This is a genomic window from Herpetosiphonaceae bacterium, assembly GCA_036374795.1.
GTDB lineage: Bacteria > Chloroflexota > Chloroflexia > Chloroflexales > Kallotenuaceae > LB3-1.
Genome location: DASUTC010000359.1, coordinates 25,830 through 37,191 on the forward strand (window position 1 = coordinate 25,830; position 11,362 = coordinate 37,191).

General features: G+C 61.6%; 15 protein-coding genes and 1 riboswitch. Of the genes, 11 read left to right on the forward strand and 4 right to left on the reverse strand.

The features are described 5' to 3' along the window. Positions 1-128: 128 nt before the first annotated feature. The 11 genes from VFZ66_28950 to VFZ66_29000 all read left to right on the forward strand — a co-directional run bounded on the left by VFZ66_28950 (position 129) and on the right by VFZ66_29000 (position 8,760). Positions 129-647, forward strand: coding sequence for an Hsp20/alpha crystallin family protein (locus VFZ66_28950; protein ID HEX6293243.1), 519 nt, complete (start codon positions 129-131; stop codon positions 645-647). Positions 648-915: 268 nt separating this feature from the next. After that, entirely contained in the window at positions 916-1,218 is a 303-nt protein-coding gene (locus VFZ66_28955) for a hypothetical protein (GenBank protein HEX6293244.1), read from the forward strand. Positions 1,219-1,605: 387 nt separating this feature from the next. After that, positions 1,606-1,971, forward strand: coding sequence for a roadblock/LC7 domain-containing protein (locus tag VFZ66_28960; protein HEX6293245.1), 366 nt, complete (start codon positions 1,606-1,608; stop codon positions 1,969-1,971). Between the two features lie 101 nt (positions 1,972-2,072). Beyond that, positions 2,073-2,573, forward strand: a complete 501-nt coding sequence (locus tag VFZ66_28965; GenBank protein HEX6293246.1) for a roadblock/LC7 domain-containing protein — start codon at positions 2,073-2,075, stop codon at positions 2,571-2,573. An 18-nt stretch (positions 2,574-2,591) separates the two neighbouring features. Continuing rightward, complete coding sequence (locus VFZ66_28970) at positions 2,592-3,167, forward strand: GTPase domain-containing protein (protein ID HEX6293247.1); 576 nt, start codon at positions 2,592-2,594, stop codon at positions 3,165-3,167. A 47-nt stretch (positions 3,168-3,214) separates the two neighbouring features. Further along, a complete protein-coding gene (locus tag VFZ66_28975; protein ID HEX6293248.1) occupies positions 3,215-4,033 on the forward strand; it encodes a DUF4388 domain-containing protein in 819 nt (272 codons plus the stop codon). Between the two features lie 57 nt (positions 4,034-4,090). Then, complete coding sequence (locus VFZ66_28980) at positions 4,091-5,041, forward strand: lamin tail domain-containing protein (protein ID HEX6293249.1); 951 nt, start codon at positions 4,091-4,093, stop codon at positions 5,039-5,041. Between the two features lie 3 nt (positions 5,042-5,044). Beyond that, positions 5,045-5,383, forward strand: coding sequence for a hypothetical protein (locus VFZ66_28985; protein HEX6293250.1), 339 nt, complete (start codon positions 5,045-5,047; stop codon positions 5,381-5,383). 232 nt (positions 5,384-5,615) lie between these two features. After that, positions 5,616-5,700, forward strand: a riboswitch (ZMP/ZTP riboswitch). A gap of 42 nt (positions 5,701-5,742) precedes the next feature. After that, positions 5,743-7,263, forward strand: coding sequence for a bifunctional phosphoribosylaminoimidazolecarboxamide formyltransferase/IMP cyclohydrolase (gene purH / locus VFZ66_28990; GenBank protein ID HEX6293251.1), 1,521 nt, complete (start codon positions 5,743-5,745; stop codon positions 7,261-7,263). Between the two features lie 52 nt (positions 7,264-7,315). Next, positions 7,316-7,930 (forward strand): bifunctional phosphoribosyl-AMP cyclohydrolase/phosphoribosyl-ATP diphosphatase HisIE, encoded by a 615-nt coding sequence (gene hisIE / locus VFZ66_28995; GenBank protein HEX6293252.1) that lies wholly within the window; start codon positions 7,316-7,318, stop codon positions 7,928-7,930. Between the two features lie 8 nt (positions 7,931-7,938). Continuing rightward, on the forward strand, positions 7,939-8,760 hold the full coding sequence (locus tag VFZ66_29000) for a class I SAM-dependent methyltransferase (GenBank protein ID HEX6293253.1): 822 nt from the start codon (positions 7,939-7,941) through the stop codon (positions 8,758-8,760). Between the two features lie 65 nt (positions 8,761-8,825). Here the strand turns inward: VFZ66_29000 and rimM are convergent, their stop codons facing one another. The 4 genes from rimM to ffh form a co-directional block, all read right to left on the reverse strand. Further along, positions 8,826-9,356: a ribosome maturation factor RimM gene (gene rimM / locus VFZ66_29005; GenBank protein HEX6293254.1), complete on the reverse strand. Its 531-nt coding sequence runs from the start codon at positions 9,354-9,356 to the stop codon at positions 8,826-8,828. 1 nt (position 9,357) lies between these two features. Then, complete coding sequence (locus VFZ66_29010; GenBank protein ID HEX6293255.1) at positions 9,358-9,588, reverse strand: KH domain-containing protein; 231 nt, start codon at positions 9,586-9,588, stop codon at positions 9,358-9,360. A 182-nt stretch (positions 9,589-9,770) separates the two neighbouring features. Further along, complete coding sequence (rpsP, locus tag VFZ66_29015; GenBank protein ID HEX6293256.1) at positions 9,771-10,067, reverse strand: 30S ribosomal protein S16; 297 nt, start codon at positions 10,065-10,067, stop codon at positions 9,771-9,773. A gap of 83 nt (positions 10,068-10,150) precedes the next feature. Then, positions 10,151-11,362, reverse strand: a 1,212-nt coding sequence (gene ffh, locus VFZ66_29020; protein ID HEX6293257.1) for a signal recognition particle protein, incomplete at its 5' end; no start/stop codon positions are given.

An 11,362-nucleotide genomic window follows, 5' to 3' on the forward strand; every position in this document is an offset into this window, starting at 1 on the left:
CAAACACCTGATTAACGTTCGATCGCTATGATAGTGATCGGAACGAAAAACGAGCTGCGGATCGCAGTTCAGACGTTATACAGTATATCGCAGAACGCAACCATACTACTGTGAAGGAGGCATCTATTATGGCAAACATGCGGCGCTTTGATCCGTTTGGCGAGATGTTGAGCCTGCGCGACGCTATGAACCAGCTCTTTGAAGAAAGCTTCGTCAGCCCCGCGCGTATGGGAAGCGGCAGCGCTACGTTCTCGATGCCGTTGGATGTCAGCGAAACCCAGGATGAGTTCGTCGTCGATGCCGTCGTGCCCGGCTTCAAGCCGGAAGATCTCGATATTACCATCCAGGATAACGTGCTGACCATTCGCGGCGAAACCCGCAAGGAGCAGCAGACCAGCGACAAGCCGGCTAACTATCATGTGATGGAGCGGCGCTATGGTCGCTTCAGCCGCACGATCAGCCTGCCGACGGCGGTCAAAGCCGATGCGGTACGCGCGACGCTGGAGCAAGGCATTCTGCACCTGGAAATTCCCAAGGCCGAGGAAGTCAAGCCACGCCGGATCACCGTTAACACGGGGCGCGCGCTCGAAGGCAAGGCCGTCGAGGTCCACACCGACGGCGAGCAGACCAAGGCACGCGGTCAATAGCAGCCCGTTGAAGCCATGCCAGGCCGGATCGCTGAGCGATCCGGCCTGGTGCTGTTGATGCGTCCAGCCTGGCACCCTCTACCTCCGCTTTACACATACGAAAAGGTGTGCAAACAGATGTGTCAACCATTGTTACCGAGTTCACAATTCTTCTAAGCGCCCTTCAACGGCATACCGCTCACAAGCCATCGAACAAGCATTTACACCCAACTAGACAACTTTCACAAAACATGCTAGGATTATCCAAGCATGATTTAGGAGTCGCGGTATGCACATCGATCTCACGAGCAAGCGCGCCCGCAAACTCATCGAAGACTATCATCTGACCGAAGACGAACTCCGCCAGATTATCGCGGCAGCTCGGATCAACCTCGCCACCTTTGATCCCGAATACCGTGCCAATGTGACGCAGTTGTCGCAGGAGCTAGACCGGAGCCGTCCCACGATCTATAGCTGGGCCGATCGTGCCCTGGAAGCTACCGTCACCTCGCTGCGCAACATCCGCACGGGCCGTCCCCCCAAAGAAACGCTCAATGGTCGGCGCGCGAGGCGTCGGCTGGAGGAGCGCTGAGCGCCCGATTCCCCCGCGCACCGCAATCGTCAGGCCGAGCGGCACCGATCCGGGAGCTGCTCGTATGCGCATGTCCAGGCTGCCATAGCGTAGGGAGTTTCGAGTTCAGGCCCTCAGCCGTTAGCTCCTGGGTCGCCTGTTCCCCGGTTCTTGGTTCCTCACATGGTTCTTTCGTCTCCTGGCCTCGGGCCGTAGCGGTCCTGCCCACTCCATCACAAGGAGTAATCCCCTGAGATAGCCCGCCAGTTTACTGCTACGCCCTGGCGAATTGCGTATCATACGACGCGGGACACCTCGTGTGCGCTTCTCCTACACACTGTCGCAGGATGGCAACGCAGGTGTTGCGTATCAACTGCGGATATCCGTACACAAAGGAATACACGGCTCATGAGCACGTCGCTCCACGCTCTACTAAATCGGTTCCGGGTGATCGATGGGGTTGACCTCGCGGCTGTCGTCGCAACCGATGGTTTGCTGATGGAAAGCGCCGCGCGTAACGGAGTCGATACAGAAGCCATCTGTGCGGTTGCAGCGAACGGCCTGGCGCTGGCCGAAGCCCTTGGGCGCGAGATTACCAGGGGCACCGCCGAGCAAATCACGCTCGAATATGCCGAGGGACTGGTCTTGATCGAGCCGCTGACGCCCGACGCGATGTTGCTTATTCTGACCCAGGGGCGTGGGCAGCTCGGTCGTCTGCGGTTTCTGGTGCAAAAACACTACGACGCATTCGTGAATGCGATCCATGCGATCTAGCTGTCCGGCTCGTCGCGTACGGCCCTGACCATCGGAACACATCTACGCGGCATTGTCGCCGTCTATTGTGGCTCATCTATCATTGCCAAAGGCAGGAAATCATGGCCCTCGATCCACAACTTACTAGCTTGATCGTGCCGCCTGACGAAACCGCGCACATCGAAGAGGTGCTGAACCGGCTCGTCGAAGAAACAGGCGGCAATCACGCCCTGTTGCTTGACAAGAGTGGTCAGGTGATCGCCTGCCACGGCGATGCCAACCGTCAGGATACCACGGCGCTGGGCGCGCTGATCGCAGGCACATTCGCCTCATCGCGCGAGGTAGCCAAGCTGCTGCGTGAAAAAGACTTCAAGATGCTCTTCCAGCAGGGCGTGCGCGAAAACCTGTTCATCGCGCTGATCGCCGAGCAGTGGATTTTGACGATTATCTTCAACAAGGAAACACATATCGGTCTGGTCAAGGTGCTGATCAAAAAAGCCTCCGAGGAGCTGGCGACGATCCTCCAGCGCGTGCGTCAGTCGCGCCGCGTTCGCGACGACGTGCTCGGCTCCAGCTTCCGCACCTCGATGGAAGATACGATCGATCTGTTGTTCCGTGACTAATACAAGGGGCTTTAGCACATGGCACTCATCAACGTCGCCGCCCGCGAGATTCACTGTAAGATCGTGTATTACGGCCCCGGTATGTGCGGCAAGACGACCAACCTTCAGTATATTCACAGCCAGGTTCCGCAGGCGACCAAAGGCGAGCTGCTGTCGATCGCCACGGAAACCGAGCGCACGCTTTTCTTCGACTTCTTGCCGCTCGATCTGGGTAAGGTGCGCGGCTTTCAAACGCGCTTTCATCTCTACACGGTCCCCGGGCAGGTGCTCTACGAGCGCACGCGCGTCGCGGTCCTGAACGGCGCGGACGGTGTGGTCTTCGTGGCCGACTCGCAGCGCAGCAAGCTGGAGGAGAACGTCAACAGCTTGAAAGAGCTGGCGCGCAATATCCAGAAGCAGGGCAAAAAGTTTCAAGACTTTCCGCTGGTGCTGCAATATAATAAGCGCGATCTGCCGAACGCGCTGCCCGTAGCGATCCTCGACAAGTACCTCAACCCGTTCAACTGGACGCGGTTCGAGGCATGCGCCGCATCGGGGCCGGGCGTGTTCGACACACTCAAGGGCATCAGTAAAATCGTTATCAGCAAGCTCTAACTTTATGCGGCGTAATACACGGCACACGCGCGTGCTGCATTACGCTGATGAACTGTGTAATTATGGCGCTCGAAGGAGATCTGGGGGATTTCGGACTCGTCGATATTATCCAGCTGATCGATCTGGGCAAGAAAACCGGCGGCGTTGAGATCCATGGACGCCGGGGCAAAGAGCAGCTCAGCGGCTGGGTCTTTTTCAACGAGGGCAAGATCTGCGGCGCACAGCTTGGCAGCCTGGTGGGCGAGGAAGCGGTCTACAGCTTCTTCACCTGCACCTCCGGCCCATTCAAGCTGCACGAGCGGATTCCACTGCCGCCGCCGAATGTCCGCGTTTCCAACGAAATCATCATCATGGAGGGCATCGGTCGCCAGGATGAGTGGGCCAGTATCGCCGAGCGCATCTCAGGCGAGATGGTGCTCAAATTAGTGCCGAATCCCCGCTCTTCGAGCCGTGAGATCAACCTGGAAGCGCATAAATGGCGCGTGCTGACGATGATCAACGGCAAAAATACGGTCGCCGACATCGCGCGGCTGTCGGGCCTTGGCGATTTCACCACCTTCAAGACGATTATCGAGCTGATGGATGCGGGGCTGATCGATGGCCGCGTCGAGGAGCGGCAGCTCACGCCGCTCTATCCCGAACTCGAAAAGCTTGCCGTCGCGGGCATCGGCAACAGCGCGCGGGTGCTGCTGGCAGATGCGTTCCGCCGCACCGGGCTGCAACCCAACGATCCGAACGCGCCGCCGCAGCATATGCTGCGCGCCATCGCCGCTTTCGAGCAGTCGACGACGCTGCTGCTCGGACCATCGCGGGCACGCTCGCTCGCCGATCAACTGCGCAACAAAGTTCAACAAGCCACGGCATAATCACGTCGCGATTGTACTGGACGCTACCACCGTGGGTAAAGGAGATGTGTTCCGCCCATGCAACGTAAAGCCTATCCTATCCCCTTCAGCATGCCGTCGCTCGAACGGCTGCGCTCGGCGGATCTGCTGATCCCGTTGATCCTGTGCCTTGCGTTTGTGCTGCCCCTGCTGCTGGCGTTCCTGGGCGTGGGCATACGCACCGATAAAGAGACGGCGCTGGTGCTCAACGAGGTCTTTGTGCTGCCACAGAAAGGAGCCGAGGCGTGGGTCGAGCTGTACAACAACACCGACGAGCCGATCGCGATCGACGGCTGGCGACTCGGCACGGCCAGCGACGATGTCGCCACGCTTGAGGGCACCGTCGCGCCGCACGCCTACCGCGTCATCAAAACGCCGGGCGCGTGGAATGAAAAATCTGACGCGGTTATTCTGTACGGCGTCGACGGCAGCCAGGTCGATCATGTGTACTGGGGACCCGCGCCGGAGAAAAGCCCGATCGTGGGCTGGAGCAAGACCGGTGCAGGCGCGGCATCTGCGCCCAAGCCGGGCGCGGCGCTGGTGCGCAATCCCCAGGGCCTCGACTCGGATACCGCCAAGGATTGGCGGGGAGCCCGTCCGTCGCCTAACGGACAATCGCCGGTTTCGCTCAGCACGGGCACGTATCGCCTCCTGTTCGACATCACCAACTATGTCAGCCTGATCGCCGGATTCTTGCTCTGGGGCGCGTTCATCCTGATCGGCCTGATCGCACGGCGCTTCGAGATGCTGACGGGCCAGCGCTCGTTCTGGATCGCGATGGTCGTCGCGCCGATCGGGATCGTGATCTACAACATCATTCAATCGTACGCCTTCTTTACGGCGGGTGTGATGAGCGAATGCAAGACGGGCCTGGGCTTTAGCGCCTGCCAGCAGGGCTGGGCCTTCACCGCGCTGTGCATATCGGCGATGGCGATGGCCTATGTGGTCTACCGCTTCTATGGCATTGCGCGTCGCATTCTTGAGGTGTAAACGATGGAGTATAACCTGTTCCATATTGGCCTGATTCTGGAGATCGGCATCATCGTGCTGGCGATGGTCCTGTTCCGCTTCGCGCGGGTGCTGGGCGGCCTGCTCGATCTGATCCATCGTCCGCCGCTTGAGGTCTGGCTTAAGCTCTCCGGCTGGATCATGATCATCGGCTTCGCGGTGCTGCACTATATCGCCGTAGCGTTCCTCTATCCCAACGTCGCCAATCCACGCATGTTGCAGCTCCTATGGATCGCCCGCTCGATCTCGTTCTTCTCGCTCCTCGTCGCCGCCGTGCTGGCCTTTGTGCCGTCGTTCCTGTACTACCGCTGGACGAACCAGTAGGCGAGCGCTGCGAGGCCGGGGGTGTGGAGTGGCATCCATTATCTTCTCTACCCCTTCACCCGATGGCGAACCAAGACCTGGGGGACGAACAAGCAAAAGAACAAGGGAATAAAGAACAGAGCCGTAGCCTCCTTGCTCTCTTGTTCCCTTGCTCCCTTGTTTCTATGCTCCCCTGATTCCTGAACTCAGAACGTTGAACTCAAAAAAAGCGGTATAATCAGGCCGATACCTGAGCCGCTCGAATGACTGGCGATACGACGTGGAGTACCACGAGGAAGTTCGAGCGCTATGCAGTGCCGTTCGCCTGGGCCGGGTTCCGAACCATTCGGAGCCTTTTTTGTTGGCAAAAGGAGCGAACTATGCGAGCAATCATCAGCGTGTCGGATAAAACCGGGCTTGGCGAGTTTAGCCGTGGTCTGGCCGCGCTCGGCGTCGAAATCTTCTCGACCGGCGGCACGCTCAAAGCGCTGGAGCGCGAGCAGGTGGCCGCTCGCTCGATCAGCGATCTGACCGGCTTTCCCGAAATCCTCGAAGGCCGCGTCAAAACGCTGCATCCCGCCGTTCACGGCGGCATCCTGCATCGCCGCAGCCGCCCCGACGACGTAGCGCAGATCGCGCAGCACAGCATCGCGGCGATCGATCTGGTCGTGGTCAATCTTTATCCCTTCCGCGAGACGATCGCGCGGCCCGATGTCGGGCTGCAAGACGCGCTTGAGCAGATCGACATCGGCGGGCCGACCATGATCCGCGCCGCTGCCAAGAATTTCCCCGACGTGCTGGTCGTCGTCGAGCCTGCCGACTATCCGCGCATTCTGGCCGCGCTGCAACAGGACGCGGTCGATCTCACGCTGCGCCGCGCGCTGGCCGCCAAAGCCTTCGCCCACACCGCCGCCTACGATAGCGCCATCGCCGCCTATCTGACGGTCGAGCAGTTCCCGGCGACGCTGCCGCTGGCCTGGCACAAAGCCTACGACCTGCGCTACGGCGAGAATCCGCACCAGCCAGCCGCGTTTTATCGCGCCGACGCCGACACGAGCGGCACGATCGCCGCCGCCACGCCGTTGCAGGGCAAGGAGCTATCCTTCAATAACCTGCTCGACGCCGATGCCGCCTGGCAGATCGTGCAGAGCTTCGCAGCGCCGACCGTGACCATCATCAAGCACAGCAACCCATGCGGCCTGGCCTCGGACGGGGATCTGGTCGCGGCACATGCGGCGGCGCGCTCAGGCGATCCCGTGTCGGCGTTCGGCGGCATCGTCGGCATCAATCGTCCGGTCGACGGCAGGCTGGCCGCCGCGATGCAGCGCTACTTCTACGAGGTGATCATCGCGCCCGCGTTCGACGACGAGGCCCGCGCGATCTTCGCGAGCAAGACCAACCTGCGCCTGCTTGAGCTTGCAATGCGCCCGCAGCATGGTACATTGTGGGACTATCGACAGGTCAGCGGCGGCCTGCTGGCTCAGGCCCGAGATAACGTCGCCGACGACGATCCGACAGGCTGGAGGGTCGTCTCCGAGCGACAGCCGACGCCGGAGCAGCTAGCCGCACTGGTTTTCGCCTGGAAAGCGTGCGCGTTCGTCAAGTCGAATGCAATCGTGCTGGTGCAGGGCGAGACGCTGGTCGGAATGGGCGCGGGACAGCCCTCGCGGGTCGACTCGGTGCAGATCGCCGCGCGCAAGGCGGGCGAGCGCGCCCAGGGCAGCGTGCTGGCCTCGGATGCGTTCTTTCCCAAGGCCGACGGCGTGGAGGCTGCCGCAGCCGCAGGCGCGGTTGCGATCGTGCAGCCGGGCGGCTCGCAGGCCGACGACGAGGTGATCGCCACGGCGAACCGGCTGGGGCTGGTGATGGTCTTCACCGGACGCCGCCACTTTAAACATTAGCGTACAGCCAGGATCGGCAGCCTGCCTGCCGCTCCGCTCGATGGATCGCGTGATGCTCAAATTCGACGAAAAAGGCTTGATCCCGGCGATCGTGCAGCATGCTCGCAGCGGCGAGGTGCTCATGCTGGGCTACATGAACGAGACGGCGCTGGCTCAGACCCAGGAGAGCGGCCTTGTCACCTTCTGGAGCCGCTCGCGCGGCGAGCTATGGCAAAAAGGTGCAACCAGCGGCAATCTGCTGCGGCTGGTCGAGATCCGGCTGGATTGCGACGGCGATACGCTGCTGGTGCTGGCCGAGCCTGCGGGGCCGACCTGCCATACGGGCGCGCGCTCCTGCTTCTGGCGCTCGCTCTCCGACGAGCCCGCGACCGCGCCGCGTCCGGCCAGCGCGGTGCTCAGCCAGCTTGCCGATCTGATCGAGCGGCGCAAGCAGGAGCAGACCGAGGGATCGTACACCGTCAAGCTGCTCAACGGCGGCCCTGAGCGGATTGGCAAAAAGGTGGGCGAAGAGGCAACCGAGGTGGTGATCGGCGCGATGAAAGGCGATCCCGACGAGCTAGCCTACGAAACCGCCGATCTGCTCTACCATACCTTCGTGCTGCTGGCTCATCAGGGCGTCGCGCCTGAGCAGGTCTGGGCCGAGCTTGAGCGCCGCTATAACAAGTGAGCAAGCGCATGGCCGACGTAGCAACCGATCGACACTACCTCGATTACCAGTACGGCGACGCCGAGAAGCTGCGCATCCGCCAGCAGAGCCACGCGCTCTACAGCGAGCAGACGCGGAGCTTCTTCGACTGGCTGATGCCGCTGATCGATCCGCAGCCGGACGCGCTGATCGCCGATGTTGGCTGCGGCTCCGGCATCTATCATCCGCTGTTCGTGCCCTACGGCGTGCGGATCGTCGCGGTCGATGCATCGCGCGGCATGCTCGACGCGGTACGCCAGCAGGCGCAACAGCAGCGGCTGCCGGTCCAGCCGGTGCAGGCGTTCGCCGAGGCGCTGCCGCTGCCCGACGCCTGCTGCGAGCGCGTGATGGGCAACCATATGCTCTATCATATCGCGGATCAGCGCGCGGCGCTGCGTGAGATGCGCCGGGTGCTCACGCCCGGCGGCAAGGTGATCCTGGCGACCAACGGTGCCGACAACGGCCAGCGGCTGATCGACCTGCATGCCGAGGCCGCGCAGGAGGCGGGCTACACGCCGCTTGGTCATCGCGTGCTCGCGCGCTTTAGCCTGGACCATCTCGATCTCGTGCGTGAGGTCTTTCCCACCGCCGAGCGCCACGTGTATCAGGATGCGTTTCTTTTTCCTACACCGCAGGCGGCGCTTGCGTACTATGCCTCGATGCCGATCGATCTGATCGAGAAGCTGCCTGAGGACGGCAGCCACCGGGCAAGGCTGCTGCCGCTGGTGGAGCGACGAATCGCGGCGATCATCGAGCGCGAGGGCGTGTTGCGCGTGCCCAAAAATACCGGCTGCTTCGTAGCCACCGTGTAGCGGCCACCGCTTAAATACAAGCGGGACGGGCCGTAAAGCCCGTCCCGCTGCGCTTTGATTCTGGACTACTCCAACATACCCGGCAGCGGATCGATCACCACCAGCCCCGCCGCGACGTTGAGCTGCTTGACCACATCCTTGATCATCGGGATCAGCGCCTCGCCGCCTTCGGGGCGTGTGACGACCAGCACCTCATTCGCGCCGGTTTCGATGACCTCTTTGACCGTGCCGACAACTGCCCCGTCCACGGTTTCGACGCGCAGACCCGGCAGGTCGTGCAGGTAGTACTCATCCTCGTCCAGCGGCAGCGCGTCGGCCTGGCGGATATAGACCTCCTGGCCGCGCAGCGCCTCGGCAGCCTCGCGCGTGTCGATGCCGGAGAGGTTGATGATCATCACCGAGGCTTTATGCTCGGCAGCCCGGCGCAGCTTGTAGGGCGTGAGATCCTCGCCGATAAACACCACTGAGATGCGGCGCAGATGCTCAGGGCGATTGGTGATCGCGTGCAGCTTAAGCTGGCCGTGAATACCAAACGGCATCGTGATCTGCCCGACCAGCAGCAGTTCGTCGGGTGAGGGGCGTGGGTTCTGGCTCATGTTACGAGTTAATATCTAAGTGAACACGCTTGCGCTCGCGTGCCGCGGCAACGCCCAGCACGTCGCGGATCGCCTTGGCAACCCGTCCGCTTCGCCCGATCACCTTGCCCGCATCGGTCGGCGCAACCGTCAGCTCCAGCGTGATCGCAAACCGTCCATCGCGCTCGCGAACGCGCACCGCTTCGGGATGATCGACCAGCTCTTTAACGATGAACAGGAGCAATTCTTTCATAATGTAGCACAAAGAACAAAAGGCTACCGACATGCCTTTTGCTCTTGCTCAACTCCTCAATCGTCTCATGCAGAATCAAGCAGCATGCTTTGAAAACAGGGTGTCAGATTCCGCATGAGAACGGGAAATGATTGGGGGACAACCCGGGCCCAAAGGGCACCCGCCCCTGGCCTGACGGCGCGTTAGCCCTGCGCTTCGGCTGGCTGCGCCGCCTCTGGCGTGTAGGGCGTGCCCGGCTTCGCATCGACGCCAACTTTGCCCAGCAGATAGGCGACCGTCTCCGAGGGCTGCGCGCCGACGCTTAGCCAGTAGCGCGCGCGGTCGGCGTTGATGTTCAGCACCTTGGGCTGCTGTACCGGGTTGTAGTTCCCAATGATCTCGATAAACTTGCCATCACGCGGCGAGCGCGAATCGGCAACGACGACACGATAGCTAGGCTTTTTGTTCTTGCCGCGCCGCAGCAAACGAATCCGAACCACGAAATCCTCCGAATAACAAATAGTTAGTTAATAATCAACATGCTGTCCGATCGCCGCCCGACCTGAGCGGACCAGGACACTTGCTACTGCTCTTTACGCATATTACGTAGCAAGCTTTCGATATCGGATGGGCTGCTCTTTGGCCCCAGACCGCCCTGCGGCCCCAGCCCAGCGCCGGGCATCGGCAACGACGGGCCACCACGATGCTTTTTCTTTTTCTTGCCCTTCTTGCCGCTGCCGCCTTTATTGTTGGTCGATGGCTTGCCGCCCGCGCCGGGCATCATGCCCATCATGCCCTTCATCATCCGCTGCATCTCGCGGAACTGCTTGAGCAGCTCGTTGACATCGTCGAGATCCGTGCCTGAGCCGCGCGCGATGCGCTCTTTGCGGCTCTGCTTGATGATGTCGGGATTGCGCCGCTCCTCAGCCGTCATCGACTGGATGATCGCCTCGACGTGCTTGAGATCATCCTCGTTGATATGCTCGTCGATCTTGAGCTGCGACATGCCCGGAAGCATGCCCAAAATCTGCTGGAGCGGGCCGAGCCGACGCATCTGCTTCATCGCGTTCAAGAAATCTTCAAAGTCGAACTTGCCCTTCTGCATTTTCTTCTGCATCTTGGCCGCTTCGTCTTTGTCGATGTTCTCCTGCGCGCGCTCGATCAGCGTCAGTACGTCGCCCATGCCCAGGATGCGCGAGGCCAGGCGCGGCGGATCGAAGGCTTGCAGCCCGTCGACCTTTTCGCTGGTGCCCAGGAACTTGATCGGCACGCCCGTGACCTGACGGATCGAGAGCGCCGCGCCACCGCGCGCATCGCCGTCGATCTTGGTCATCACGAAGCCGGTCAGCGGCACGCGCCGGTTGAACTCCTCGGCAACCCGCACCGACTCCTGGCCGATCATCGCGTCCACGACCAGCAGCGTCTCGTGCGGCTGGATCTCGGCGCGGATCTCCTCAAGCTCCTGCATCAGCGCTTCGTCGATCTGCAAGCGACCGGCGGTGTCGATGATCACGACCTGATTGCCGTTCTTGCGGGCCTCGGCCAGGCCATGCCGCGCGATCACCGGCGGCGCGACCTCGGTGCCCTCGGTATAGACCGGCACCTGGATCTGCTTGCCGAGCGTCTCAAGCTGCTTGATCGCCGCCGGACGATACACGTCGCACGCGACCAGCAGGGGATTACGGTGCTTCTTGCGCAGAAAGAGCGCCAGCTTGGCGGCCATCGTGGTCTTACCGGCACCGTTGAGGCCAACCAGCAGGAGCACTGTCGGGCCGGGCTGCGCGTTCGCCAGCGG

What these genes read in the sequence shown, in the direction of transcription:
- VFZ66_28950 (HEX6293243.1), top strand. Translation starts at nt 129, where the DNA reads ATGGCAAACATGCGGCGCTTTGATCCGTTTGGCGAGATGTTGAGCCTG.
- VFZ66_28955 (HEX6293244.1), top strand. Translation starts at nt 916, where the DNA reads ATGCACATCGATCTCACGAGCAAGCGCGCCCGCAAACTCATCGAAGAC.
- VFZ66_28960 (HEX6293245.1), top strand. Translation starts at nt 1,606, where the DNA reads ATGAGCACGTCGCTCCACGCTCTACTAAATCGGTTCCGGGTGATCGAT.
- VFZ66_28965 (HEX6293246.1), top strand. Translation starts at nt 2,073, where the DNA reads ATGGCCCTCGATCCACAACTTACTAGCTTGATCGTGCCGCCTGACGAA.
- VFZ66_28970 (HEX6293247.1), top strand. Translation starts at nt 2,592, where the DNA reads ATGGCACTCATCAACGTCGCCGCCCGCGAGATTCACTGTAAGATCGTG.
- VFZ66_28975 (HEX6293248.1), top strand. Translation starts at nt 3,215, where the DNA reads ATGAACTGTGTAATTATGGCGCTCGAAGGAGATCTGGGGGATTTCGGA.
- VFZ66_28980 (HEX6293249.1), top strand. Translation starts at nt 4,091, where the DNA reads ATGCAACGTAAAGCCTATCCTATCCCCTTCAGCATGCCGTCGCTCGAA.
- VFZ66_28985 (HEX6293250.1), top strand. Translation starts at nt 5,045, where the DNA reads ATGGAGTATAACCTGTTCCATATTGGCCTGATTCTGGAGATCGGCATC.
- purH (HEX6293251.1), top strand. Translation starts at nt 5,743, where the DNA reads ATGCGAGCAATCATCAGCGTGTCGGATAAAACCGGGCTTGGCGAGTTT.
- hisIE (HEX6293252.1), top strand. Translation starts at nt 7,316, where the DNA reads ATGCTCAAATTCGACGAAAAAGGCTTGATCCCGGCGATCGTGCAGCAT.
- VFZ66_29000 (HEX6293253.1), top strand. Translation starts at nt 7,939, where the DNA reads ATGGCCGACGTAGCAACCGATCGACACTACCTCGATTACCAGTACGGC.
- rimM (HEX6293254.1), bottom strand. Translation starts at nt 9,356, where the DNA reads ATGAGCCAGAACCCACGCCCCTCACCCGACGAACTGCTGCTGGTCGGG.
- VFZ66_29010 (HEX6293255.1), bottom strand. Translation starts at nt 9,588, where the DNA reads ATGAAAGAATTGCTCCTGTTCATCGTTAAAGAGCTGGTCGATCATCCC.